The sequence below is a fragment of the Jeotgalibaca sp. A122 genome (assembly GCF_052266715.1).
Lineage (GTDB): Bacteria > Bacillota > Bacilli > Lactobacillales > Aerococcaceae > Jeotgalibaca.
In genome coordinates this window covers 133,394-157,897 of sequence record NZ_JBQPRB010000004.1, presented here as the reverse complement: position 1 = coordinate 157,897, position 24,504 = coordinate 133,394, and the positions used below count along the sequence as shown (strand labels likewise).

The window sequence follows — 24,504 nt, the reverse complement described above, 5'->3', positions numbered from 1 at the left end:
TTTACTTAGAAAGAAGGTAAAAAATGATTATAAGAGAAGCAGAAGAACAAGATTTAGATAAATTGATAGAGCTTTGGTATGAAGCGTCCCTCAAGGCCCATGATTTCATTGACCCGAAATATTGGGAAGCAAATAAAACAACGATGCGTGAGCTATATTTGCCTTTGTCTCAAAACTGGGTAGTAGGTGATTGCGATGGATTTGTATCCATGATGGGAAGTGAAGTCAATGCGTTATTTGTTTCCCCTGGCCAACAACACAAAGGTTTAGGCACTGCATTAGTAAATTGGGCAAAGAGAGAGGAAGACTCCTTGACTTTAAATGTTTATGCTCGCAATGAAAAAGCAATTCAGTTCTATGAAAAAATGGGCTTCTCTAATATAGAAACAAGTATGGATGAAGTGCTCAATGAAAAACAGTTTCGGATGCAGTGGGTAAAAGGGTAAAATTTCAACAACAGTTGTTATCATACATGTTATAAAGATATGTGGAGTAAAATAGAGTTAAGAAAAGAGGAATACGTGTGACAAAAATAGCAATCGTGGGAATGGGCGCCGCCGGGGTGAGTGTACTCCATGCCATGACGAAGTTCCCTGAGTATGCTGATGCTGAAATCATTATTTATACAGATCCAGATACTTTTGGAACCGGACTCCCTTATCAGCCGGACACAAGTATCCTTTTATTGAATCAAAGGGCAGAAACAATGAGTATTAAAGTAGAAGACCCGCTCGATTTTGTAAAATGGGCAGCAGTAAATAAAGGTTTCAATGACGGGGAGAAAGCGCATTTACCCAGAACTTGGTATGGTGAGTACTTACAAGAGACCATGAACAAAGCGATTGAAATACTCAAGCCCACCATTATTAAGGAAGAAGTGCAAGATCTTTCTATTAAAATAGATGGAGCAATAATATTGAAAACGTTAAACAGCGAAAAACAAGTCAATATGGTTCATTTATGCATCGGCCACCTGCCCTATCAGGATCCTTACCACTTAAAAGGACATCCTAGCTTTATCTATAATCCCTATCCAACTTATGAAAAACTGGAAGCCATACCTAATGGTTCGCGTGTCGGTATTGTTGGAACCGGCTTGACCGGTATTGATATGATGCGCTATTTGTTAAGGAAGCGTGAAGGAATAAAAATATATTTCTTTTCTGACACTGGGACTTTTTCGTCAGTAAGAGGGGAGGAACCGGATGATGCGTTAAATTACCTCACGCTTGAACAGCTCGAAAGAGAGAAGAAGCATAATGGTGGATTTGTATCCCTTTCAAAAATGATTGAATGGTTCAAGTTGGAATGTGAGGATAAAGAAATCAATGTGGGAGCGCTTTTGAATCGTTATTCAAAAGGGGATATCGATGACTTAAAAGCGCAGCTAACGGATGAAGGTCAGTTGGGAATGCTTCAGATGATTATTCATGCCATGGACCCCTATTTAGCAGATTATTGGCTAGCGTTAAACGAAACGGATAAAAAACAATATTTTCATGATTATCGTGCTGACTTCGAACGCTTTCGGAGTCCAATTCCAAGCGAGTCAATTTCAGAATTGCTTGAAGGGTGTGAATCGGGGAAAATTTCTATCCACAAGGAATTGAAAGCGATTGCTGATGTGCAGGGAGCTTTTGATGTTTCTTTCGAAAACGGAAAAAATATTCAAGTTGATTATCTCATTAATGCAACAGGCCAGGATAAAAATATTGAGAAATCCTACAACAATAGCAAGCTATTAAATAATTTGTTGAATAAACGTATTGTGCAACCGGAAGTTTTTGGGGGTATTCAGGTTATTTGGCCAACTTCTCAGGCAGTTAGTCAACGCTACGGTATTATTTCTAATTTGGTGATCCATGGACAACTCATCAGTGGGTTGCAATATGGAAATAACACGGTAGGGATGATTCGTGATCATGCTTATCGAGTCGTAAAAATAAATAAATAAAAAGAGCTTCCAGATGGACGCTCTTCTCAAGGTTAGAAATTTTGTGGTGGTGTCGGTGGCATATTGCCTTGACGACGGTATTGTGAAGGCGTCATGTTAGACAACTCACGGAATGTTTTAGAGAAATGGGATGGCGATTGGAAGCCAACCAAATGGGCAATGTCGGCAATTGCAATATTGGTATTACGCAACATCTTTTGTGCCTCATCAATTCGAACGTGAATCAAATAGTCGATTGGTGACATACCAACTTCTTGTTTGAAAATACGGATTAAATAGAATTTATTAATGTGGATCAGTTCAACCAAGTCATCCAAAGTGATGTTTTTGTGGTAGTTCACTTTCATAAAGTTCTTAACTGTCTGGATTTCTTTATGATTTTTCTTGTTTAGTGAATTACGGATAGAGAACTCTTCGTCACGCAATAGATGGATTAAAATAACTTCAATATAACGTTTTGCGACTTCCTCATAACCAGATTTCTTAGCAGTCATTTCTTTAGTAAGGAATGTGATGAATTGACTTGTATCCGCTTCTTTTTCGTCATGAACGTAATAGGTAAATTCGCCATCAGCTTCACTTACGGAAGAAAATTCTAAGCCATGGATTCCGACTTCTGTAATATCTATGCTTGTATTATTTTCTAAATCCCAATAATGATCGATATTAGGATTAATCAAAATAATTTGATTTTTTCCAACTGTACGTGAAGAATCTTTAAAAGTTAATGTTGCTTCACCGTTATGAATGTAAATCATCTTAACGTGTGGTTGTTTTTGGAAAGTGGTGGTAAGTTCGGGCGTAACAGTCATTCTTGTGGCAGAAACAATTTTGAGAGACAAGTTTTTGAAATTCGACATGGTGTACATGGTTACCCTCCTCTTAAGGTTAATTGTATATGATAGATATATTTTTTATAATAATTTTATTGATTACTATTAATATAATAAAGCATTTTTTGGGAATGTCTAGTAATTTACCTTGAAAAACCAAAAAAATAATAGTGAAATTGATGAAATAATAATAAAGTAATTTTTTTAGTATCAACTTGTCTAGCGAAGAATCATTATTTTACGTTACTAAAATAAAAAAAGCTAGAGCGAACATTTTTGTTCCGAAAAAATAAACTTTTGATTATTTTCGAAAATCAAGTATAACATTATGCTAAAAAGTTGTCACTAAAATTTTTTATAATTTAGATAAAATTAAGTATTTTATGCGGTATAAATAAGGCTCCATAGGCTTGGGTATTTTCGAAAATAAAACAAACAAATGTTTTCATGTTGTTGGTTCGGTATGATAAGTAAAGATGTTGATATATTAGGCTTATTTATTAAAAGTAAGGTTTGAGGAGGTAAGGGAAATGAATATTCTAAACAGTTTTAAGAAGGGTGTTACCGGTATCGTGCAATCTTTAAGCAGATATCCCGTCACGATTCTTTGGCTTCTAGTAGTGGCAACGCTAAATGCCATGCAAATCCAAAATGACTTCGACTTGTATAGTCGTTGGTTATATACGGCATTAACGGGGGTTATGCTGGCAGCAGTAGCACAACATCTTTATGAACATTTCTTTGTTAAAGAAAATAATCGATGGTTATTGGCTTTTTTGGCGGTGGTGTTGGCAATTTTGTATTACTTCAGTTTGCCGAGTAATAATCAATACGACTTAATTTATCCTATTCGGACGATTGTTTTATTATTCGCTCTGTTCATTGCTTTTATTTGGATTCCAACCATAAAATCTGACCGTTTATATTTTCACTCAAATTTCCTGATTATTTTTGAGTCTGTGATGATGACCTTTTTGATGGCGGTTGTTTTGTCAATAGGCGTCTCGGCGATTCTGGGAAGTGTTGATTTTCTTTTGTTCAATTTTGACTCACGTGTTTACGGGCATGCATTCAATATAATCGGAACGCTATTCGCCCCCATCTATTTTTTGAGTCTTATCCCAAATTATAAGAAAACCAATCCAACAGATGCGGACCACGCAACAAAAGTACCACGTTTTCTTGAGATTTTACTTGTGTATATCGTGATTCCTTTGGTTGCCATTTACACATTGGTCTTGACGGCATATGTCGTCTTGAATATAGGTGGGGAATTCTGGACCAACAACTTACTTGAACCCTTGTTGGTATCCTATGCGATCATTGTTATCGTTGTTTATCTTTTGGTCTGCAACATCGACCATAAATATAGTCGCCTCTTCCGAAGAATATTCCCCAAAATTATGTTGGTGGTTGTCCTCTTCCAGACTGCAGCGAGCATTTTGCGTATTCAAAATCTTGGTATTACGCATGGGCGTTACTATGTCATTCTGTTTGGGATTTTTGCGACCGTTGCGGCCATCATATTTAGCTTTTTTCCAAAAGAAAGAAGTGGTTGGATTGCGCCCGTCTTGATTGCCCTTTCGCTTATTTCGGTTGCGCCCGTCATTGATGCTTTCTCAGTTGGTCGAGGCAGTCAACAGAATTTGTTGGAAAGGAAATTACAAGAAAATGATATGTTGGTTGCTGACGAAATTGTACCCAATTCCCAAATACCTTTAGAAGATAAGGTTGCAATTACAAAAAGTGTAGATTATTTAACAGTTTGGGGAGATGTGGACCAAGTTTCTTTTTTGCCAGATAATTTTGACATTTACTCCGACTTTAACGAAGTATTTGGCTTCAATATGATTTATTCTGTATCGCCAGACGATGGGCCATTTGCTCCGGAGGGGAGATTTGTTTACCTTGATTGGGAAGGAGCGGGTTCGGTTTCATTGGAAGGAGCAGATTATTTACTCAAGGTAAGTCTCTACAACAATGAGGAAAATCGTAGTCAAAAAGTTAGTGAAGACCTAAACCTGATAATCGAAGATGCTGATTCTTTGATTCTGGAAAATAATTCGGGAACGCAAATATTGCGTTTTGAGATGCAACAATTATTTGAGAAGGCCTTCTCGGAAGCAGATGAAACGCAAAAAGGTGGAAATGTGACGCTTGAATCCATGATGGAGACACAGGAAAATGAACAAGCAAAAATGACTGTCATCATCACACAACTGGAAGAATATAATGATGTCACAAATGGTGAACTTTTCGTTATCATCACCATTAAATGATAGAAGATGCAGCAACGACTCGTAATTTCGTTGCTGCATTTTTCTGATTTAAAGGTTATTATCGAACATTTAAGAAATTCCTTGTTCATAATTTGACGTTGTTTTAGTAGAATGAAGGTATTGTTATAAAGGGGGATATTAAATAGATGATAGAAATTTTAAAGGCCATCATTCTTGGTATTGTAGAAGGAATTACCGAATGGTTGCCGATATCAAGTACGGGACACATGATTTTGGTAGAAGAGTTCATCCAATTGGATATGACTGCTGCGTTTAAAGAAATGTTTTTTGTGGTCATTCAACTGGGGGCGATTTTAGCAGTTGTAACCTTGTACTTTCACAAACTGAATCCCTTCTCGCCCAAGAAAACGGCACAAGAGAAGAAAGAAACGATGGAAATCTGGTATAAAGTTGTGGTGGGGGTCATTCCTGCCGGTGTTCTAGGGTTATTATTGGATGACTGGTTGAACGCACATTTTTATAATTACCTCGTAGTAGCTATTATGTTAATCGTTTATGGCGTTTTATTCATCGTGATCGAAAATCGCAACAAAGGTGAAAAAGCAAGTGTAACAAGCTTCCAGGAAATGTCATATAAAACAGCATTTATCATTGGATTATTCCAATGTTTGTCGCTTATTCCCGGAACATCTCGCTCTGGCGCAACTATTTTGGGCGCCATTATCGTGGGAACATCCCGTTTTATCGCAGCAGAATATTCTTTCTTCTTGTCGATTCCAATTATGTTCGGAGCTAGCGCTCTGAAGCTCGTTAAATTTGGATTCAACTTTACCGGGATGGAACTAACCATCCTCCTAACAGGTATGGTTGTTGCTTTCCTTGTTTCCGTTGTAGCCATTAAATTCTTGATTAAATACATTCAAAACAATGACTTCAAGGCTTTTGGATGGTATCGTATCGTTCTAGGAATTCTCGTAATCGGATATTTCCTCTTTTTCGGATGATAATGTTAGAATGAGGGTAATAATGCGTGAGAGAGAGGTATAAGATTTGAAAAAGTCTACAGTAATTATCCCAACTTACAATCCTGCTCGAGAATTTATTTCTTATGTGAAAGAACTTATTCATGAAGGGATAGAAAACATTATTATCATTGACGATGGAAGTACAAATGAAACGCAAGCTGTTTTTCGGGAAATTGAAAAATTTCCCCAGTGCATTGTTTTAATCCATCCGGAGAACCGCGGTAAAGGTGCGGGTCTCAAAACCTCTTTTCGTTATTTAAAAGAAAATCGCCCGGATATTACAAAAATTGTCGCAGCGGATTCTGATGGCCAACATGCCGTAAAGGATGTTCTCAATTTGTTGAAAGTTTTAGAGGAATCGAACCACGGTATCGTTCTGGGTGTTCGCGACTTCGATTTAGAACAAGTACCAAATAAAAATGCTTTCGGAAACAAGCTAACAAGTCATGTCTTTAAAGGTCTTTTTGGAACTTATATTTCTGACACACAAACGGGCTTAAGGGGATTTCATAGTTCTGATATTGATTGGTTGCTGTCAATCAAAGGCGAACGTTTTGAGTATGAAATGAATATGCTGATGATGGCTATTCATAACAAAATCCCTCTTCAAGAGGTTGCTATCCAAACACTCTATTTTGGGAAGAAACCAGCCTCGCACTACAAAACATTCCGTGATTCATGGCGAATCGCCAAGCAAATCATGATTGGCTTTTTTATGAAAAAACGGCTCATTGAATATAGGTAGGAGGGATAAAGGATGCCAACAGACTATGGCGTATTTTATAAGTTCATACGCGGCATTTTGCGTCTATCTTCTAAGAAAGCGACTATTCAAGACTTTCGTAAAAATAAAGAAGGTCCGGTTGTTTATGTCTCCCACCATCAAAATATGGTCGGTCCGATCAGTGTCCTAAAATGGTATCCGGAATTCGTGAGAACATGGATATTCAGCGTTTTTATGGCCTATGAAACGAGCTATCATCAATATGTGGATTACACATTGACCGAAAGATTTGGTTGGCCACGTAGTATCGCCAAAATTGTGGCTATCCCGTTGGCTTGGTTTGCTTCGACATTGACACGATCTGGACGAGGGATTCCCGTATACAGGCAGTCACGCGACGTATTGCAAACGATGAATGAATCGGTAGAAGCTTTGGAAAATGGGAGCAGTATTTTGATTTTCCCGGATGTTGATTACAGTGATGATAGCCAAGAAATGAAAGAAATTTACGATGGTTTTTTATATATTGAAAAATACTATTATCGTAAAACGAAACAGCATGTGCCTTTTGTGCCCATCGTGGCCCTCAATGAGTCAAATGAAATTCGTGTGGGAGAACCGATTTATTTCACCGGTCGATTGAGTTTTTTCAAGGAGAAAAAAGTCGTCGCCGAAGAAATTCAGCACGCATTAAATACCTTGCCAAAAGATGTCATCACGCAACATGTCACAAAAACAATTTAACAAAATTTATTGACCGAGGCCATGGCGCCTTGGTTTTTTTGTTACTTGAGCCAATCTTCGCACTTAAATGCCTACTTTTAGTCAGATGGGTTATCAGTCAGAATTTTAGTGACATTATGCTATACTTTTGGCAATTGGGAGGTGGTTTGACTGATATTGCGTATGTATATTACCTTGATGCCGGTGATCATAGCGGGTGTTGCGAATATGAAATTATTAAAGTCATCATGGCTTAAAAATTGGCAAACGCCGATGGATAAAGGAAAACTGTGGCGTGATGGTCAGCGGGTTTTCGGGGAAAATAAAACGTGGCGAGGTGCCTGGGGAATGGTGATGACTAGCGTACTTGCCATGGTTTTATGGGGCTTTATTTGTCGTCTTATTCCTTTTTTGGAAAGTAATAATCAATTTTATATAAAGCAATCAAATACGCTTACTTTTAATATTCTAGTAGGAGCATTACTGGGTATTGCGTATATTCTGTTTGAGTTGCCAAATAGTTTTATGAAGAGAAGACGAGGGATACAACCGGGAAAAGCAGCTTATGTAGCTAAACCTTGGAAATATCTGTGGTTAGATCAAATGGATTCCTTATTCGGTTGTGCCTTGGTGTTATGGCTGTTTTACCCAATCGGTTTGGGCCAATATCTGGGTTATGTATTTTTAGGAGCAGTGACCCATTTAGTTATTAATATGGTTCTCGTTAAGTTAGGGTGGAAGAAATCAATTTAGGAGAGGAGAACGTTATGTACAAAGTGATACCTGCCTTTCATAGGTCCAATCTATTGAGTTTGCTGGGTTTATTTTTATCGCTTATGTCCATGAGAAACATTTTCCAAGTACAATTAGATGCTGCTATTATATTATTCGTATTTTCCGGTCTCTGTGATCTTTTTGATGGAAAATTCGCCAGATTATTCAAACGTGATGAGAAGCAACAACAAATGGGCGAATATATTGATTCATTCGTGGATATGGTTTCCTTTATTGCTCTGCCCATTGCGTTTCTCTTTCAATTACTTGAAGGACAGTATGTACCGCTCATACTTGCGACTTTGTATGCAGTTTGCGGTGTTCATCGCCTCGGTTATTTTCATATTACCAAAGGTGATGCTTTTATTGGTATGCCATTGACGTATATCACCTTAACCTTAACGGTAACGTATGCTTTCTTCAGTCTTTTTGGAGCAGTGGGGAGTGCTTTGTTTCGCGCAACAGTCGCACTTATTTACTTCATTTTACCGTTAGGTTTCATATGGAATGTTCCGGTTGCAAGACCATCCGGAAAGATGTACCTCCTTTTTATTATATTGGCGATAATCGTTGTTGTTATTGTTGGAAGTAGGTTATGACCATGCCGAAAATTTACAATCGTCAAACCGAAGACTTTTATGAAGAATTGGAAGTGGGCGGAAAAACACTCAAGTTTCTTTATGGAACTTCTTTAGGAAGAATCATTTTGAGACCGCTTATCCAGCCTGCTTTTTCCAATTGGAAAGCACGGCTTAATAATACCAAGCGGTCCATTAAAAAAATCCAGCCTTTCGTTGAAAAATACGACATCGATTTAACTGAATCCGAAAGGAATTCTTTTCATTCTTTTAACGCCTTTTTTACCCGGCGTTTGAAACCTTCCGTGCGTCCCATTGCGACCGCAACCGACCAATTAATAGCCGTCGCCGACAGCAAGTTGATGGTCTATCCGATAACGCGTGCGGGTGTTTTTAAAATTAAAGGCCAAAGTTATACGCTCGAAGAATTGGTTCGGGATAACGATGTAGCCGGACAATTTCAAGGCGGGCATTGCTTCGTGTATCGTCTGACGATGGATGATTATCATCGCTACTGTTACCCGGAAGCTGGAAAAAAGGTTGCTGGACAATACATCCCCGGCGTTCTTCACTCAGTGCGCCCGCTAGCTCACCGCCATACACGTGTATTTTCCGAAAATACCAGGCAATGGCAACTATTGGAGACGGAACATTTTGGGCGCATTTTATTTATCGAAGTGGGTGCGATGTTGGTTGGGAAAATCCACGATCACGGTATTACGCAATTTAAAAAAGGACAAGAGAAGGGCTATTTTGCCTATGGCGGTTCTAGTATTGTGGTCTGTTATGAAAAAGATACCATTATGCTGGATGAGGATATTTCATCCCACAACCATAAAGGGATTGAAGTAAAAGTTCGATACGGAGAAAAGGTGGGGAGACATGTTTAAACGACTACAAATTTATGCGAATGAAATGTACCCAGTTATCCCGCGATTATTTATAAGTACTTTAATGGTGGCTGTTCAATATTTAGCTGTTTTAACTTTTGCGGAAGCGCCCCCGATTTATCAATTTCATTGGGAAGATTTAGGGATTGTTTATACAGTCTTTGCCTTTTTGTTTTTATTACGGATAGCTGATGAATTCAAGGATTTAGAAAATGACCGGATTAATTATCCCGAACGCCCCTTGCCATCCGGTCGCGTTTATAAACGAGATTTATGGTTCCTGGGAACGCTACTTTTTGTAACAATGGTGGGAATCAATTTAGTGCTGCCACAACCGCTGGGGCCATTTTTATTGGTTATCTTTTATGGATTTTTGATGACAGTTTGGTTTTTTCAACGCGATAAAATAGAACCGAGTTTAGTATTGGCACTTGTCACACATAACCCGGTTCAGTTAATTCTTAGTTTTTATGTGATTCATTTTGTTACCTATCATTACGGGTTAGCCTTGTGGACATGGGAAAATGTCTGTGTTGCCATCGTTCTATATATTCCAGCACTATTATGGGAAATATCCCGAAAAATTAAAGCGCCTATGGATGAGAACCAATACGTCACCTATTCTCAGGTATGGGGTTTCAAAGGTTCGCTATTGGCTATTGTGGGCATTGCCGCGGTAGGCGTTTTAGCCGCCTGGATTCTAGTTTATGAATTAAGCGCATCTGTTTTATTGATCGTTGCCTATGGGGTATTGTTATATTTCTTTTATCGTTATTATCAAGCACCGGCCGGAAAAAACTTAAAAACGATTGTTCCCGCTTATTTGGTGGTGCATCTCTCTATTTTTTTGATACTTATCGCAATGCTATATTTCTAAAGGAGTAGGATTCATGAAAAACTGGCTCACGTATAACCAAATGACACGAGAAAACAGTGGCGGCAAAGCGGTTGAGCTTGCTAACATGAAAAAATTGGGGTTAAATGTTCCCGATTTTTTCGCCTTATCCATGCCCGTTGCAGATTATATTCGCCAAACTGGAAATACTATGGAAGTGGAAGAAGAATTGCTGGCTTCGCTAAGCGAGGTCCCGCTCTATGCAGTGCGTTCTTCCGCTATTATGGAAGATGGTAATGAAACTTCTTTCGCTGGTCTATTTGAAACCTTTTTAAATGTTCCCAAAGAAAAATTGGGGGAAAAGATTTTAGCATGTTTACGCGCTGTTGGGAATAATCATATCCAGGACTATGTGCATTTTCACGAAATAGAAAAGCGCGAATTGGGTTTAACGGTAATCGTGCAGGAAATGGTCCCGGCGGAAAAATCCGGTGTGTTATTTACCGCGAATCCACAAGGTCTTTTGAATGAAAGTGTGTTAATCGTCGGCAATGGCCTGGGAGAAGGGGTTGTGAATGCGGAAGTTCCGGTAACCACCTATTTTTTAAAACGTGACGAATCATTGATTTATTTTGAGCGAGAAGAGGACAGTCCGCAATTGCGTGAGGAAGAACTGGAAAGCTTGTTGGAACAAGTGGATGGCCTTTCGGAAGAAAAGTTGGATATTGAGTTTGCGGTTTACAAGGGTGAAGTTTTTGTGTTACAAGCCCGACCGATTACAACGTATCCTAGGGGAGAAGTTGTCGTATATAACAATAGTAACTTGGTAGAGAGTTATCCTGGCTTGACCCAACCATTAACGGAGAGTTTCATTAAGTTTGCTTATGAGCACGTTTTTAAAGGGGTCGCTTGGCGTTTTTCACGTTCACAAGCTTTGGTAGCCAGTTACCAATCAGCTTTCGAGGAACTCGTGGTACGAATTAATGGACGCATGTACTATAATATGAACCATTTATATGGATTACTACAATTTTTACCCTTTCCCAAACTCATCCTGCCTATTTGGCAAGAAATGATGGGTTTCTCGCAAAAAGAAGTCGTTATCTCACATGATTTAGAGAAAAAAACGAGTCTATGGGAAAGTTTGTCAATTTCCGTACGTATTTTAAAAGAGTTGATAACAGCTCCTCAGCAAATGGATGAATTGAATCAGGAATTTCAAGACACATCTGTTTTTTTCACAGAAACATACAAGGCTGATATGACCGCGGATGAAGTTGAACAACTCTATAACACTTTAGCAGAGCAGGTTTTAACGAAATGGGATATAACACTGGTTAATGATTTATACGCGTTTATATACACCGGAATTTCAAAACGTATCTTAAGAAAATGGGGCAAAGATCCTGAAAGTGGTGAATGGTATCATTGGTTTTCCGGAATTCCTATGATGTCCAGTATGGAGCCTGTAATCGGGATGCAACAGCTAATGGCTTTTGTCCGTGAACATGACTTGGTTGAAGAATTGAAGCAGATTCAAACAGAGTCAGAATTGGCCTTGTTTTTGAATCGCAAGCCTGCGTTTGCACAAGAATTTACGCGGTATATCGATAAATATGGTGATCGAGGATTGGAGGAACTGAAGCTGGAAGCTGATACCTTCCGCAGCCAGCCGTTAAAAGCTATTCGGCAGATGGTGGATTTATTGGATACTTCGCCAAAGCCTATCACAACGGCTCCGTCAGAAATGGAGGAACCGTTTAAAGGGTGGCGTAAACATGTCTTTCGTTTTGTTAGTAAACGAGCGCGTCTGGGTATCCAACACAGGGAAACATCACGCTTGAATCGGAGCCGTATTTATGGAATGGTGCGGACTTTGTTCGGGCGTCTGGGAGAGATAGCAGAGCAAAAAGGCCTTATTTCAGCTCATGACGATGTGTTTTGGTTAACAACAGAGGAAATATTTGACTTAAAGGATTATCATGGTGTCATCGAGGAGCGTAAGTTGGCTCAAGAAGGATTTGAATCACTACCGGCATACGGGTATTTGGTGTTTCAGGGGAGTCCCTACAATAAGGTTGTTCGTAATATAGAGAATGCTCGCCAGGGCACTGATGAAAAAATATTGCAAGGTACTCCCACTTCAAATGGTATCGTCGAGGGTGAGATCTTAGTGGTCCACCAGCCAAACGAGGTGAGGACCGATGCCAAAGATAAGATTTTGGTGACGCAGATGACGGATCCGGGTTGGGTGTTTCTGCTCACGCAAGCAAAAGGGATTATTGCCGAGAAAGGATCCTTATTGTCCCATACGGCTATTATTTCCCGCGAATTGGGAATCCCAGCTGTTGTTGGCATTAAACATGCAACGCAACAATTGCAATCGGGCGAACAAGTGATATTAGATGGTAATACTGGACAGGTTACTCGAAAGGAGGCTTTTGATGAAGGTAGAACGATTAAATGAAGTGGAACAAGAACGCTTTATTGATTTTTCCGATACCCTCTATGAGCCTGGTTTTCGCACTGAAAACAAAAAAGATTTGCGACAGCTGCTGGAAGGGAAGCATCCACTCAGTCACTACTTCAAGGTAACACCAATAGTGGTTAAAGAAGGCACTCAAATCATTGCACGAGCTGTTTTGACATGTTACCCAGATGATTCAACTGCGTATCTGGGTTATTTCGAGGCCGAAAATAATTTAGAAGCTGCCAAATTATTAATGGATTTTGCAACGCATTTAGCCCAGATGTATGGGAAGGAAAAAATAGAAGGACCGATGAATGCAAGTTTTTGGTTAGGTTACCGTTTAAAAATCAATCATTTTGAACAAGAACCTTATTTTTCGGAGTTGTATCACCATGCCTATTACCAAAAACTTTGGGAAGCCAATGGTTTCAATCGGTCGGCGACTTATTTTTCCAATCACTATGCTCCTGTCGATGAAATGATTAATCAAGAAAAATATGTGGCGCGCTACCATCTGTTTAAGGCTAAAGGCTACACTATTAAAAGTCCATCAAAGCAAACGCTGGATGCTGATTTTAAGAAAGTATCGGAAATGTTGCAGGAGCGATTTAAAAATTTTCCTGTATTTAAAGGTATCAGCGATGAAGAGTTCATGAAATTATATGATAATTTGAAACTCATTCTGGTTTTACGTTATGTGAAATTAGCATTTGATCCCATGGGGAAGCTGGCTGGTTTTTTGATTGCAGTGCCGAATTACGGCAACCAGCTCGTTAAAGAAACATTATCTAAAAAAGAAATTCTACGCGTTTTGTTAACGAAGCAAACCACGCGAAACTATATCATCCTTTATATGGCCGTTAATAAACACCATGAAGGGCTTGGTTCAGCCTTGGTTTATTCTTTAATTGAAGAATTTAAAAATCGCAAAATCAGTAGCATTTCCAGTTACATTCTGGAAGGTAAAGTGTCGGGAAGTTATGTCATTTCAAGTATTACCGACCAGAGCGAGTACGCCTACTATAGTAAAAATATACAACCCTAAGTGCATGGCGCACTTAGGGTTGTATATTTAAAATAACCTGAGGAAGTCTTTTTCCGACAAAATGGTTAAGTTGCGACCCAATCCCTGAAGTTCACGAGCTTGTTCGATTTTACGACTTTCTGAAGCCGTGCCGATTTTTGCCCAATCACTATTGGAAACAACGAGATAGGTTGTTTCGTAGGCGAGCTGCGGGTCGAAGTATCCGCCCGCATCCACAACCATCTGTGCGGCTTCTTGGCGTTTAACTTGTGAAAGTCGACCAGTAAAACAAACGTGCTTTTTATAAAAAGGATGAGTGATATCAAAAAGTGCCGATTTTGGACGTAGAATAGTACTTTGTTTCGCCGTGGGTTTTTTAATGTTTTTAATCGGCCCGAAGCGGTGGGAGAATAATTGCCCCATTTGGTAATTATGTTCTTCTAGAAATCCCTTGATTTCATAATCATAAGGACGCAGCAGCTTACTTGCTACTTGACCGCACGCGGAAGCGTCGTCCATGGCATTATGATGGTTCTCGATGCCCAGACCATAGTAATCCAGGACGTTTACGAGACTATTACTTTTAAGATTGAGCAATTTTTTCGCCATGACACAGGAACAGAAATAAGCATTCTCCATTTTGGGTAAGCGGTATGTTTCAATCGTGGTTTGAAGGCATTTAACGTCAAATTGCGCAAAGTGAGCTACTAACGGATCATCCCCAATGAAACCACGTATTTCCGGATACAATTCATCGAATCGTTTTTCATCCCTGACATCCTCTGGATAAATACCATGGACGCCAATGTTAGAAGTGCTAAAAGATTGAACAGGATTAATTAAACGGTAATAGCGATCAACCTCTTTACCGTCTGAAAAACGACTCATTCCGATTGAACAGATGCTATCACCACGATTATTGGCTGTTTCGAAGTCAATGGCTACAAAATCCAAATTCTTTTCCCTACTTCCCATTTTAGTTTGCAATTGATTATACAGCTTTTTTAACCAATATACCACTTGAGTGCTTGGAGCAATTTAAATAGCTGGAGGAAGACCCTGTGGTATACTGAGGGAAAATTCTTATAGAAAAGAGTGACAGGATGTATCATTATGCGATTGAAGATTTAGACAACAAAACAATGTATAAATTCATTTCCGGTAGTATTGTTCCACGTGCGATTGGCTGGATTACAACCCTGGATGAAGAAACGAAGGTGGTGAATGCGGCACCTTTCAGTTTTACTAGTGGGGTTTCAAATCAGTTGCCGCTTATATCCATGGCCATTCTTCGTGGCACGGATGGTGAGCCGAAAGATTCCGCACGCAATTTAATTAAATATAAAAATGGCGTTGTCCACATTGTGAGTCAGGATGTTGTGGATAAAATGAATGAAACGTCTGCGCCTTTACCAGCAAATGAGAGCGAGATTGCATTCGCAGGCCTCCACTTAATCGATAGTAAAACGGTCAAAACCCCAGGTATTCAAGAAGCGAAGATTCGGATGGAAGTAAAGTTGTACGATTATCATCCCGTCAAAAACCGGGAGGAGAAAGTTGTAACAGACTTCTTTTTCCTGGAAGTAACAGATTTCCATTTTGACGAAGCCGTTTTTGATAAAGAAAAAGCCTACATCGATGTGGCAGCCTTAAATCCGGTCGCTCGTTTGGCGGGGCCATATTATGCGACGCTGGATGAAATGTATCGTAAAGATCGACCAAAATAAGAGAGGCAGGGATTTTGCCCCCGCCACTATCCCTAGTTCCTCAATAAACCATTTCCCCATAAAAAACAGGGCGAAATGGTTTAATTATTGGTAATAACACCATTTGAACGAATAAATATGGATGAAATGGTTTAATAAAGATTAATAGAACCATTTCGATAAAAAAATACCTCGAAAATGGTTTAATAACATATCGAGGTAGGTTGATTTAAATTTCAAACTTGATACTAACTGGAGCTTGCTGCTTGTTGCGTGGCTATCACGCAATCGATCGTGATAATGATGCCTAAAGCCAGGAGCATATTGCTGTCATCTTCAATATCCAATTCATAAGAGTCACCCCAAGTGAACCATTCCTTGGTTATAGTTGCGACCAACGCATCGTTTTCCCAAATTTGGTAATCATGTTCCCAGATGTTTCCTTCTACTTCCCAATCAGGCCCAAAAATGCTGTAACGCGGTTTGAGGAAAGACAATTCTTTCTTGACAGTGGCCACTTCATGGCCATGCATGAAAAGGGTATAATTTGGGAGCCAATTCCACAAGTTTTGTTTGATATGGAGGACGACATTGCCAGAAGCATCCGCTACGTCAATTTTTTTACCCCAGGAAAATAACTCGCCTTCCACAAAATAAACATCTTTACCTTTTTCATCCTTTACCGTGAAGCGGTCACGCCATGAAAACACTTGTTGCTTGATGTAGTATTTCATCTATATCATCCCTTTACTTCATATTTTCAATATAGCAGTTAGTTCGTCCAAAGCTGTAATTTCATAAGTTGGTTGAATGTGAGAATAAGGATTTTTTTGTTTTGTTGGGTTGAACCAACAAGTATCGATTCCAGCATTCATTCCTCCTAGAATATCAGAAGTCAGTGAGTCACCAATAATCAGAGTTTTATTAACATCGCATTCGGGAATTCGCTCAAAAACATAGTCAAAATATTCTTTTGTTGGTTTTTGAAAACCTGTTTCTTCGGAAACAAAAATATCGCGGAAATAGTTAATCAAGCCTGAATCGTTGATGCGACGATGTTGCGTGCGCGCTACCCCATTCGTCACGGCATAAAGATCAAATTCTGACTTCAAGTTTTCCAGCAATGAAAGACTGCCCTCAATCAAGAAGTGTCCTTTTTCTAAATTGCCGCGAAATTTCTTGTCCATCTCTTTACCATTTACACTCAGTTGGTGAAGGGAAAAGAAAGTTTCAAACCGCTTTGCGATTAAAACATCCTTAGCGAGTAACCCTTTCTCGAATTGGCTCCAATAATCTTGATTAATTCGGGAATAATTTTGAATATTTATTTCACTTGGTTCAATCCCCAATTCCATCATCAGACTTGAAATGGCGTGGTGTTCTGCAGCCTTGAAATCGAGTAAAGTATCATCTATATCAAATAGTAAAGTTTTGTAGGACATGTGTTTCTCCTTGTCAGATATTCTAATCTAGATTTTCACGCTTATTAGATAAAATGTCAAATCGGGTCTCTTTCATTCTCAGTGATTTTCTTGTAGGATGGGAAAGAAGGAAAAAGGAGGAATTTAAGTGGCTAAAGTAGAAAGTTTTGAACTGGATCATAATATTGTGAAGGCGCCCTATGTACGAGTGGCTGGTACAGAAACAAATGGAGAAGCAACCATTCAAAAAATTGATTTGCGTTTCCTACAACCAAATAAAGATGCTTTTCCAACAGGTGCAGTTCACACCTTGGAACATTTATTGGCAACCTATATGCGTGATTATTTACCGGGTATTATCGATATCTCGCCAATGGGATGTCGGACAGGATTCTATTGCATTAAATGGAATGAATCAACTGCGGATGAAATTGCGGAAGCTTTAGAAAAAACATTGGAAAAAGTTTTGGAAACAGAAGTGATTCCAGCTGTAACTGCTAAGGAATGTGGAAACTATCGCGACCATAGCTTATTCTCGGCAAAAGAATACGCACGTGAAGTTCTGGAAAAAGGCATCAGTCGCGATCCTTTCGAACGCGTGCTGCCTGCAAAATAACAAACAGAAACAGCTCTCCCTCAGGAAAGCTGTTTTATTTTTTTTTCATATTTTTCGCCGTCCCATATCCTAACAGACCAAAAGCAGATCCGCTCGTATCCAACAGCACATCCCAAAAGCTAGGACCACGATTTGGTACAAAAGCTTGATGGATTTCGTCGCTAATTGCGTACAAGAAACAAATGGAAAGAGCCAACGCGTAACGTTTTTTACTTTTTACGCCACTTTTAGAGAGTGCATTCACGACCAGTAACCCCAGTATAAGATAAACGGTGAAGTGGGCACCTTTGCGAATGAGGAAATGTATTGTGTCTTGGTCTAGGGTGATAGAGGGGAAGAGGGAATGCCAGAGCGAAAGAATGGTGCTGACGATTGAACCACTCAAAGAACCGGAATCAGAGCCTTTTTGGGCCGAAAAGGAAAAAATGAGCCCCATCCAGGCTACGACAAATCCCCAATTTAACCATTTATTATTTCGTGACATATAGAAACTCCTTTTTTTATAGGTTTAGTATATCATGTTATAATATTAAAAAAGGAAAAATTAAAGGAGGGAATGGCATTGATTCCATATGTAGAAGCGCAACGCATAGAGGATGTTCATACCTTTATAGCGGAACATCAATTTGCTTTTGTTTATGTTTCTCGGATAGACTGCGGCGTATGCCATGCTGTTTTACCACAGGTTAGGGAAATGTTAACTGCTTTCCCTGAAGTTAAAATGATAAAAGTGGATGCTGACAAGATTCCAGCCATAGCAGGGGCGTTTAGTGTGTTTACTGTACCAGCGTTGTTACTATTTGTAGATGGCAAGGAAATGATTCGCAAAGCCCGTTTCGTCATAATGGCAGAACTGGAGGAACAGATAGCACGACTTGTAGAAAATTACTGATTCAGGAGGAGTTATGGGAAATAAATATTTAGTTGCAAAAACGTTTAAGAAAAAAGGGAGCGCGGCAATTTCGTTGAGAGATGTCACGGATTTTCTGAATTATATCCCGCAACTCGAAGGGGTTTTCAAACGTTCCGCTGAATTTCTTATCGTAAGTTGCGATGAAGGGGCTAAGCTGGACGATGCATGGCCAGAGTACGCTCCAATACAAGTTGAGAATACAAAAGAGGCTTTCGAGAAAGCTGTTCAGGAAAAGACGACTCGCTAATTTGCAGACTTGCTAAAAAATGAAGTCTTGGATACAATGATGAAAGATAAAACCCAATACAAAGACTCCTCGGATATGGAAGTTGGTGAAAATCCAACACGGTCCCGCCACTGTGAGAACATCATCGCTGTTCAAGTCAGATCTTTATCCCTGGATGCTTATACGCACGCATACGGTTTCGAGGTAAAACGGTATTGTTTTTTTGGTCTATGTGGCAGGGCGCATAGGCTTTTTTGTTGCCTGTGTAAAAAACAAAAGGAGTGTAAAGAATGAAAAAATGGTTTTTATTGCTTTTTGCAGGGGCAACTTTGACAGCTTGTGGAACAAAAACTGAAGCAGTCGATTCAACGGTGGAAAGCGCAGATTTGTCTGAGGTCACGATTAATGTATCTGTTGAAGGGGAATTGATTGAAGCAGGTTCAGTGACAGCTGAGGTAGAGCCTGGAGAATTCTTGTTGGATGTTATGAAAGAAGAATTCGAAGTCGTTGATGAAGATAACTTCATCACAACAATCAATGGTTACGAGCAAGATGCAGAAGCAGGTAAATACTGGTTATTTGATTTGAATGGGGAAATGGCACCAGTAGGCGCTCATGAATTAGAATTGTCAGATGGAGACGTCGTGGATTTCGATTTAGCAGGACTTGAGTAACCATGTCAATGAAGCGTTATGATGCAAAACATATTGCATTGCTGGCAATTTTGGTTGCATTGAATTATGTCGGACGCGTTGTCTTTCAATTTTTACCCAATGTTCAACCCATGACCGCTATTTTGTTAATACTGACCTTGTATCTAGGCCTGGGGGACGGGTTGATTGTGGCTGGTCTATCCCTCTTTTTATCAAATATGATAATGGGGATGGGTCCTTGGACGTTTGCCCAACTGTTTAGCTATGCAGTGATTATCCTTTTTACAGGAATCGTACTACGGCCTATTCATGGAAACAAAACAAAGTGGCTTTTTGTTTTGTTTGCCTTATTTTCAGGTTTTTTCTATGGGTTCGTGATATCGTTGGTGTCATATAAAACCTATGGCATGACTAATTTTTGGGCCTATTATACTTTGGGTTTGCCGTTTGACTTTGCTCATGCAGTTGGGAATGCAGGTTTTTATATCATCCTGGAACCTATCTTGCGACCATTATTTGAAAAGTATATTAAAAAATAATTTTCCACAAAAGATGTCAAAAAATCCGCACAACCAATACAGGTTATGCGGATTTTCTTATTTAGTATAATTATCGAAGTAACCTTGGATGAAGATGAAAGGTGTTCCTTTATCTCCACTACCTGAAGTTAAATCGGACAGGGAGCCAATTAAGTCAGTCAATTGACGAGGAGTTGTTCCTTGAGATTCCATTGCGCCAACCAAGTCAGTTTCTTTGTTCTTGATGAACTCAGAAATTGCTAGACGTAATTCTTCACCTTGTAATTCAGCGAAGTTGTTGTCAGCCAAGTATTTCAATTTGATTTCGCTAGGAACTCCGTCAAGACCAGGTGTGTAAGCTGGAGATACAACTGGATCAGCAAGTTCCCAAATTTTCCCGACAGGATCTTTGAACGCGCCGTCACCATATACCATAACCTCAACCGTTTTGCCTGTTGCTTCTTTAATGCGGCTTTGGATGTTATCAACGATTGGTTGTGCATTGCGAGGGAACAATTTAACTGTTCCTTCAGTTGCTTTGTTAGCGCCAAGCAAACCATAGGACTCATTAAAGCCACTGCCGTTAACAGGTTCAGCCAAAATGTTATCCAAGCTGTAAACTTTTTCAGCACCGTTATCTTTCAATTGTTTTTTTGTTCTGAAACGTGAGTGAATATCGCAATTCAAAACGCTCTTTGTATAGTCTAGAATGGATTTTGCGTTATTTGAGAAAATAACTTCACACTCAATACCATATTCTTCTACAATTGATTTATAGTAATCAATATAGTCGATTCCAGTAAAGGTATGTTTTTTATATCCAAAGTGTTCACGGAACTCAGCTTCGGACAATGTATCTGTCCAAGGGTTCACGCCTTTTTCATCCAGTGATTCTAAATCTACTAAATGATTACCAACCTCATCAGCAGGGTAGCTAAGCATCAATACGATTTTTTTCGCACCTTTTGCAATTCCACGTAAACATACAGCAAAACGATTACGACTTAAAATTGGGAAAATAACACCGATTGTATCATCCCCGAATTTTTTGGCAACATCTGTTGCAATGTCATCGATAGATGCATAATTTCCTTGTGCCCGAGCAACGATTGATTCTGTTACAGAAATGATGTCACGGTCACCGATGGTAAACCCTTCAACCTTTGCTGCGTTCAGTACAGTGTCGACAACGATTTGTTCTAAGTCATCACCTTTGTTGATGATTGGACCACGAAGACCTCTAACGACAGTTCCTACTACTCTCTCCACTTAAATCTCTCCCTAAATGTTCAGTCAATCCCTATCTTACTATAAAATAAAGGAATAAGAACTGAAAAATTCAAACTAATGGTAGTACTGGGTAATTATATGCTTATTGAATGAGTTTTACAACAAAAAAATGAAAGTTAACGAATAGTTATTCTTTGACGGCTAGTGTAAAACAAACTAAGATGAACGTGCAAGTATCTTATTCGAAAAGAGGGTTATAATATGTTAATCGATTCATATCCTTACCTAGTATTCGAAGGAAGAGCAGAAGAAGCAATCAACTACTACGCGGATATCTTAAGTGCAGATATTCTAGACCTCACAAAGTTCAGCGATATGCCAGAAGATCCTGAAAGAGATCCCGTGCCGGAATCTATCCAAGACCGGATCATGAATGCTACCCTCCAATTGCCAAACGGATCCTATCTCATGCTTTCCGACAATTTTCCGGGAATGCCGTATGTTGTGGGTAACAATATCACCGTGACACTCGTCTTTGACAATATAGAAGAAACACGCGATGTGTTTGATAAGTTAAAACAAGGTGGAAAAGTGAATATGGAACTACAGGAAACTTTCTGGAGTCCCCTCTATGGCCAAACAACCGACAAATTTGGGGTGGAGTGGATGCTTTCAACCTTGGCGGTAGACATAACTTAAAAAATGAAGAGGCCGGGACAAAAGTCCCGGCCTCTTTCCTGTATTCGTACATCTGCCCCGTAAACGTGCTCCAAAAGGCAGCCCCGACGTCACTTTGTCATGGTTGTTGCTGCTTCGGCAGCTTACAAACATGATACACTTGGGCGTTAGCCCACAGTGCCTCCATAATAAAGATCAGATGGTCTGCGACCATCCTGCGCTTATTCGTTCCAGTTGCCATAGCCGTTGCTACTTTAGTAGCTTACGGATATGGTATACGGTAGAAGATTCGGGGCTAAACGCCTTTTGTCCCACTCCCTTCATTTTTAATTTGCTTCGAATTTTTGTAATAGCTTGAAAAATTTAATCCGGAAAAATTGCAATAGAGGTCCCATTAAGAACGCACTTACAAGTGTCACCGCTCCAACTGTTGCACCCAGCACATATCCGAGGCCAACGGATGAAAAGTCCAACACAATCCGAGCATATTGGAAACGAATTTTGCCTTTTCCAAGTGTCTCTGCAACTAATGGTAACGCATCATACGGAGAAACTCCCAGATTAGCAACAATATTCATTGCCGCTCCGATTGCCAAGAATAAAACACCCAGAATAGCAATGACAATCCTCAGCCATAATGCTTCGGCTTGTCCAAATGTTCCGAGACCAAAATTAACGATAATATCGGAAATATTTCCCACTAACAAAATGTTCAAGATGGTACCCAGGCCGATTAAGCGTTTATCTACAAATAGAATAAAAATAGTGGCAATTGTGGTAGTGAGAATACTTGTTATGCCATAGCGAAGTCCTGTAAATTCAGTAATTCCAAGATTTAAGGTTGTAAAAGGATCTGTTCCAAGAGAGGCAATGCGTACAAAAGCGACAGCAAATCCTATTAAAATGATCCCAAGTATCGTATATAGGAGCCGCACAGTTAAGTTTTTTTTCAATTTTTTTCCTCCTCTTTATCGGCACTGAATATTATATAAAAAATGTTCGGAAATAACCATCTTTTATTATTCCTAAAATGTAGTAAAATGAATCCGCATACTAAAAATTAGACCGCAGATGGAGACTGAAAAATGACAGATATGACCGTGGGGAAACCGTTGACACTCCTGATTAAATTTACGATTCCTTTAATTTTAGGGAATTTGTTCCAACAATTATATAGTCTAATAGATACGATGATAGTGGGGAGAACACTTGGCTTAAGTGCGTTAGGCGCTATTGGGGCAGTTGCGAGTTTAACTTTCTTCTTGCAAGGATTTATTCAAGGGATTGCTTCGGGCCTTTCTTTGGTGTTGGCACAAAGGTTGGGAATGAAAGATGGAGACCGAATCCGTAGCAGTTTTATTTCTAGTTTGTTGTTGTCGCTGGTTATTGTTGTACTTATCAGTGTCCTGGGTTATGTATTTTCGGACTTTTTGTTGTCGTTAATGCATATACCTGTAAAATTCTATAGTCAGAGTAAAGATTATTTTATTTATTCCATACTGGGACTGGGCGCAATGATGCTTTTTCATGTCATGATAAATTCATTACGCTCCATGGGAAGTACCAGGCAATTATTATATTTGATGGTATTATCGCAAATCCTTAATATTATTTTTGACTTTCTGTTCGTTATTATTATACCGCTAGGAGTGAAAGGAGTTGCTTTGGCAATTATTTTGTCTCAATTTCTAGTCGGAATCATCTGTTATTTTTATTTGTCTCGTCGCATCAGTTATTTCAAGATTCAAAAAGGTGATATTCAAGTTGATAAGAGAGAAATAAAACTTCATTTGAAAATGAGTCTCCCGATAGGTATTCAGTCAGCTATCATAACCATAGGTTCGATTATCTTGCAGTTGATGCTGAATACTTTGGGTTCTTCTCCGGTGGAGGCCCATGCTATTGGACAAAGGATTGAAGCCATGATTGTTATGCCTTTGATTTCAATTGGAGTTGCTATGGCAACATTTGCCGCTCAAAATGCAGGGGCGGGGTTGATGGAAAGAGTATGGCAAGGGATACGTGGCAGCTTGGTTATCTCCCTGGGTTATAGCCTCACCATAGGCCTTCTTCTATTCTTCTTTGGTACCTCTTTATCACAGACTTTATTTGGAGCCGACGACCCGGAAACATTGATGTATATTGAGCGCTATCTACAACTTACGACACCATTTTACATGGTATTATCCGTATTATTCGTGATTCGCTATACACTTCAAGGTATTGGAAAAGCCGTCGCTCCAACGCTTGCGGGGTTGATGGAAATGACAATGCGAATTTTGGTCCCGCTTGCACTTGCCGGTACATTTGGCTTCACGGGCATTCTTGTTAGCCATCCGATGGCCTGGATAGGTTCAACCGTGATATTGGTATATGCTATCAGGCTTGTTAAAAAAAATGACGATGCCACTCAATTCAAGCGTTTCATGACTTCTTGATTGGAGTTGCCTTTTGTAGTTCTGGGTTATTTCAA

The 24,504-nt window shown here is 39.4% G+C and carries 27 protein-coding genes and 1 riboswitch; of the genes, 20 read left to right on the top strand and 7 right to left on the bottom strand.

Annotated features, from left to right (window positions below):
- The first annotated feature begins 23 nt into the window (after nt 1–23).
- The gene (locus ACTU7M_RS06310; RefSeq protein WP_443473540.1) at nt 24–446 is read left to right on the top strand and encodes a GNAT family N-acetyltransferase; all 423 of its coding nucleotides are present in this window, start codon (nt 24–26) and stop codon (nt 444–446) included.
- 77 nt (nt 447–523) lie between these two features.
- On the top strand, nt 524–1,954 hold the full coding sequence (locus ACTU7M_RS06305) for an FAD/NAD(P)-binding protein (RefSeq protein ID WP_443473539.1): 1,431 nt from the start codon (nt 524–526) through the stop codon (nt 1,952–1,954).
- Between the two features lie 32 nt (nt 1,955–1,986).
- On the opposite strand, the gene ACTU7M_RS06300 is transcribed toward ACTU7M_RS06305, so the two are convergent.
- Nucleotides 1,987–2,823, bottom strand: coding sequence for an AraC family transcriptional regulator (locus tag ACTU7M_RS06300; protein ID WP_443473538.1), 837 nt, complete (start codon nt 2,821–2,823; stop codon nt 1,987–1,989).
- 494 nt (nt 2,824–3,317) lie between these two features.
- Between ACTU7M_RS06300 and ACTU7M_RS06295 the strand changes: the two genes are divergently transcribed.
- The 10 genes from ACTU7M_RS06295 (at nt 3,318) to ACTU7M_RS06250 (ending at nt 14,091) form a co-directional block, all read left to right on the top strand.
- The gene (locus tag ACTU7M_RS06295) at nt 3,318–5,066 is read left to right on the top strand and encodes a DUF4153 domain-containing protein (protein WP_443473537.1); all 1,749 of its coding nucleotides are present in this window, start codon (nt 3,318–3,320) and stop codon (nt 5,064–5,066) included.
- Between the two features lie 146 nt (nt 5,067–5,212).
- Nucleotides 5,213–6,031, top strand: coding sequence for an undecaprenyl-diphosphate phosphatase (locus ACTU7M_RS06290; protein ID WP_443473536.1), 819 nt, complete (start codon nt 5,213–5,215; stop codon nt 6,029–6,031).
- 46 nt (nt 6,032–6,077) lie between these two features.
- Nucleotides 6,078–6,797, top strand: coding sequence for a glycosyltransferase family 2 protein (locus ACTU7M_RS06285; RefSeq protein ID WP_443473535.1), 720 nt, complete (start codon nt 6,078–6,080; stop codon nt 6,795–6,797).
- A 12-nt stretch (nt 6,798–6,809) separates the two neighbouring features.
- Nucleotides 6,810–7,520, top strand: coding sequence for a lysophospholipid acyltransferase family protein (locus tag ACTU7M_RS06280; RefSeq protein WP_443473534.1), 711 nt, complete (start codon nt 6,810–6,812; stop codon nt 7,518–7,520).
- Between the two features lie 207 nt (nt 7,521–7,727).
- Nucleotides 7,728–8,252 carry a CDP-archaeol synthase gene (locus tag ACTU7M_RS06275; RefSeq protein WP_443473533.1) on the top strand — a complete coding sequence of 175 codons (525 nt, stop codon included), beginning with the start codon at nt 7,728–7,730 and terminating at the stop codon, nt 8,250–8,252.
- 14 nt (nt 8,253–8,266) lie between these two features.
- Nucleotides 8,267–8,872 (top strand): CDP-alcohol phosphatidyltransferase family protein, encoded by a 606-nt coding sequence (locus ACTU7M_RS06270; RefSeq protein ID WP_443473532.1) that lies wholly within the window; start codon nt 8,267–8,269, stop codon nt 8,870–8,872.
- Nucleotides 8,873–8,874: 2 nt separating this feature from the next.
- Entirely contained in the window at nt 8,875–9,741 is an 867-nt protein-coding gene (locus ACTU7M_RS06265; protein WP_443473531.1) for a phosphatidylserine decarboxylase, read from the top strand.
- Nucleotides 9,734–10,618 carry a UbiA family prenyltransferase gene (locus ACTU7M_RS06260; protein WP_443473530.1) on the top strand — a complete coding sequence of 295 codons (885 nt, stop codon included), beginning with the start codon at nt 9,734–9,736 and terminating at the stop codon, nt 10,616–10,618. Before ACTU7M_RS06265 ends, ACTU7M_RS06260 begins: the two co-directional genes overlap by 8 nt.
- Nucleotides 10,619–10,631: 13 nt before the next feature.
- The gene (locus ACTU7M_RS06255; protein WP_443473529.1) at nt 10,632–13,043 is read left to right on the top strand and encodes a PEP/pyruvate-binding domain-containing protein; all 2,412 of its coding nucleotides are present in this window, start codon (nt 10,632–10,634) and stop codon (nt 13,041–13,043) included.
- Nucleotides 13,021–14,091 carry a hypothetical protein gene (locus ACTU7M_RS06250; RefSeq protein WP_443473528.1) on the top strand — a complete coding sequence of 357 codons (1,071 nt, stop codon included), beginning with the start codon at nt 13,021–13,023 and terminating at the stop codon, nt 14,089–14,091. Before ACTU7M_RS06255 ends, ACTU7M_RS06250 begins: the two co-directional genes overlap by 23 nt.
- A gap of 27 nt (nt 14,092–14,118) precedes the next feature.
- Here ACTU7M_RS06250 and ACTU7M_RS06245 read toward each other — a convergent pair whose 3' ends face one another.
- Nucleotides 14,119–15,024, bottom strand: coding sequence for an exonuclease domain-containing protein (locus ACTU7M_RS06245; RefSeq protein ID WP_443473527.1), 906 nt, complete (start codon nt 15,022–15,024; stop codon nt 14,119–14,121).
- A 149-nt stretch (nt 15,025–15,173) separates the two neighbouring features.
- Here ACTU7M_RS06245 and ACTU7M_RS06240 point away from each other — a divergent pair, with 149 nt between their 5' ends.
- Nucleotides 15,174–15,797, top strand: a complete 624-nt coding sequence (locus ACTU7M_RS06240) for a flavin reductase family protein (protein ID WP_443473526.1) — start codon at nt 15,174–15,176, stop codon at nt 15,795–15,797.
- A gap of 227 nt (nt 15,798–16,024) precedes the next feature.
- On the opposite strand, the gene ACTU7M_RS06235 is transcribed toward ACTU7M_RS06240, so the two are convergent.
- Together ACTU7M_RS06235 and ACTU7M_RS06230 are read right to left on the bottom strand one after the other, a co-directional pair.
- Entirely contained in the window at nt 16,025–16,510 is a 486-nt protein-coding gene (locus tag ACTU7M_RS06235) for an LURP-one-related/scramblase family protein (RefSeq protein ID WP_443473525.1), read from the bottom strand.
- Between the two features lie 18 nt (nt 16,511–16,528).
- The gene (locus ACTU7M_RS06230; RefSeq protein ID WP_443473524.1) at nt 16,529–17,218 is read right to left on the bottom strand and encodes a YjjG family noncanonical pyrimidine nucleotidase; all 690 of its coding nucleotides are present in this window, start codon (nt 17,216–17,218) and stop codon (nt 16,529–16,531) included.
- Nucleotides 17,219–17,345: 127 nt separating this feature from the next.
- Between ACTU7M_RS06230 and ACTU7M_RS06225 the strand changes: the two genes are divergently transcribed.
- Nucleotides 17,346–17,813, top strand: coding sequence for an S-ribosylhomocysteine lyase (locus tag ACTU7M_RS06225; RefSeq protein WP_443473523.1), 468 nt, complete (start codon nt 17,346–17,348; stop codon nt 17,811–17,813).
- 34 nt (nt 17,814–17,847) lie between these two features.
- Here the strand turns inward: ACTU7M_RS06225 and ACTU7M_RS06220 are convergent, their stop codons facing one another.
- A complete protein-coding gene (locus ACTU7M_RS06220; protein WP_443473522.1) occupies nt 17,848–18,297 on the bottom strand; it encodes a VanZ family protein in 450 nt (149 codons plus the stop codon).
- A 72-nt stretch (nt 18,298–18,369) separates the two neighbouring features.
- Here ACTU7M_RS06220 and ACTU7M_RS06215 point away from each other — a divergent pair, with 72 nt between their 5' ends.
- From ACTU7M_RS06215 to ACTU7M_RS06200, 4 genes are all read left to right on the top strand, one after another.
- Complete coding sequence (locus ACTU7M_RS06215; RefSeq protein WP_443473521.1) at nt 18,370–18,705, top strand: thioredoxin family protein; 336 nt, start codon at nt 18,370–18,372, stop codon at nt 18,703–18,705.
- 13 nt (nt 18,706–18,718) lie between these two features.
- A complete protein-coding gene (locus ACTU7M_RS06210; protein ID WP_443473520.1) occupies nt 18,719–18,973 on the top strand; it encodes a DUF6718 family protein in 255 nt (84 codons plus the stop codon).
- 50 nt (nt 18,974–19,023) lie between these two features.
- Nucleotides 19,024–19,174: riboswitch (adenosylcobalamin (AdoCbl) riboswitch) on the top strand.
- Nucleotides 19,175–19,242: 68 nt separating this feature from the next.
- Nucleotides 19,243–19,626, top strand: a complete 384-nt coding sequence (locus tag ACTU7M_RS06205) for a DUF4430 domain-containing protein (protein ID WP_443473519.1) — start codon at nt 19,243–19,245, stop codon at nt 19,624–19,626.
- Nucleotides 19,627–19,628: 2 nt separating this feature from the next.
- Nucleotides 19,629–20,144 (top strand): ECF transporter S component, encoded by a 516-nt coding sequence (locus ACTU7M_RS06200; RefSeq protein ID WP_443473518.1) that lies wholly within the window; start codon nt 19,629–19,631, stop codon nt 20,142–20,144.
- Between the two features lie 57 nt (nt 20,145–20,201).
- On the opposite strand, the gene ACTU7M_RS06195 is transcribed toward ACTU7M_RS06200, so the two are convergent.
- Nucleotides 20,202–21,392, bottom strand: a complete 1,191-nt coding sequence (locus ACTU7M_RS06195; protein ID WP_443473517.1) for a coenzyme F420-0:L-glutamate ligase — start codon at nt 21,390–21,392, stop codon at nt 20,202–20,204.
- Between the two features lie 222 nt (nt 21,393–21,614).
- Here ACTU7M_RS06195 and ACTU7M_RS06190 point away from each other — a divergent pair, with 222 nt between their 5' ends.
- On the top strand, nt 21,615–22,052 hold the full coding sequence (locus tag ACTU7M_RS06190; RefSeq protein ID WP_443473516.1) for a VOC family protein: 438 nt from the start codon (nt 21,615–21,617) through the stop codon (nt 22,050–22,052).
- A gap of 305 nt (nt 22,053–22,357) precedes the next feature.
- Here the strand turns inward: ACTU7M_RS06190 and ACTU7M_RS06185 are convergent, their stop codons facing one another.
- On the bottom strand, nt 22,358–22,984 hold the full coding sequence (locus tag ACTU7M_RS06185; RefSeq protein WP_443473515.1) for a YczE/YyaS/YitT family protein: 627 nt from the start codon (nt 22,982–22,984) through the stop codon (nt 22,358–22,360).
- 132 nt (nt 22,985–23,116) lie between these two features.
- On the opposite strand from ACTU7M_RS06185, the gene ACTU7M_RS06180 reads away from it, so the two are divergent.
- Nucleotides 23,117–24,469, top strand: a complete 1,353-nt coding sequence (locus tag ACTU7M_RS06180) for an MATE family efflux transporter (RefSeq protein ID WP_443473514.1) — start codon at nt 23,117–23,119, stop codon at nt 24,467–24,469.
- Nucleotides 24,470–24,504: the final 35 nt, after the last annotated feature.

Coding starts and splice junctions, on each gene's coding strand:
- ACTU7M_RS06310 (WP_443473540.1), top strand. CDS start 24: ATGATTATAAGAGAAGCAGAAGAACAAGATTTAGATAAATTGATAGAG.
- ACTU7M_RS06300 (WP_443473538.1), bottom strand. CDS start 2,823: ATGTACACCATGTCGAATTTCAAAAACTTGTCTCTCAAAATTGTTTCT.
- ACTU7M_RS06295 (WP_443473537.1), top strand. CDS start 3,318: ATGAATATTCTAAACAGTTTTAAGAAGGGTGTTACCGGTATCGTGCAA.
- ACTU7M_RS06290 (WP_443473536.1), top strand. CDS start 5,213: ATGATAGAAATTTTAAAGGCCATCATTCTTGGTATTGTAGAAGGAATT.
- ACTU7M_RS06280 (WP_443473534.1), top strand. CDS start 6,810: ATGCCAACAGACTATGGCGTATTTTATAAGTTCATACGCGGCATTTTG.
- ACTU7M_RS06275 (WP_443473533.1), top strand. CDS start 7,728: ATGAAATTATTAAAGTCATCATGGCTTAAAAATTGGCAAACGCCGATG.
- ACTU7M_RS06270 (WP_443473532.1), top strand. CDS start 8,267: ATGTACAAAGTGATACCTGCCTTTCATAGGTCCAATCTATTGAGTTTG.
- ACTU7M_RS06265 (WP_443473531.1), top strand. CDS start 8,875: ATGCCGAAAATTTACAATCGTCAAACCGAAGACTTTTATGAAGAATTG.
- ACTU7M_RS06260 (WP_443473530.1), top strand. CDS start 9,734: ATGTTTAAACGACTACAAATTTATGCGAATGAAATGTACCCAGTTATC.
- ACTU7M_RS06255 (WP_443473529.1), top strand. CDS start 10,632: ATGAAAAACTGGCTCACGTATAACCAAATGACACGAGAAAACAGTGGC.
- ACTU7M_RS06250 (WP_443473528.1), top strand. CDS start 13,021: ATGAAGGTAGAACGATTAAATGAAGTGGAACAAGAACGCTTTATTGAT.
- ACTU7M_RS06240 (WP_443473526.1), top strand. CDS start 15,174: ATGTATCATTATGCGATTGAAGATTTAGACAACAAAACAATGTATAAA.
- ACTU7M_RS06235 (WP_443473525.1), bottom strand. CDS start 16,510: ATGAAATACTACATCAAGCAACAAGTGTTTTCATGGCGTGACCGCTTC.
- ACTU7M_RS06230 (WP_443473524.1), bottom strand. CDS start 17,218: ATGTCCTACAAAACTTTACTATTTGATATAGATGATACTTTACTCGAT.
- ACTU7M_RS06220 (WP_443473522.1), bottom strand. CDS start 18,297: ATGTCACGAAATAATAAATGGTTAAATTGGGGATTTGTCGTAGCCTGG.
- ACTU7M_RS06215 (WP_443473521.1), top strand. CDS start 18,370: ATGGCATTGATTCCATATGTAGAAGCGCAACGCATAGAGGATGTTCAT.
- ACTU7M_RS06210 (WP_443473520.1), top strand. CDS start 18,719: ATGGGAAATAAATATTTAGTTGCAAAAACGTTTAAGAAAAAAGGGAGC.
- ACTU7M_RS06205 (WP_443473519.1), top strand. CDS start 19,243: ATGAAAAAATGGTTTTTATTGCTTTTTGCAGGGGCAACTTTGACAGCT.
- ACTU7M_RS06200 (WP_443473518.1), top strand. CDS start 19,629: ATGTCAATGAAGCGTTATGATGCAAAACATATTGCATTGCTGGCAATT.
- ACTU7M_RS06190 (WP_443473516.1), top strand. CDS start 21,615: ATGTTAATCGATTCATATCCTTACCTAGTATTCGAAGGAAGAGCAGAA.
- ACTU7M_RS06180 (WP_443473514.1), top strand. CDS start 23,117: ATGACAGATATGACCGTGGGGAAACCGTTGACACTCCTGATTAAATTT.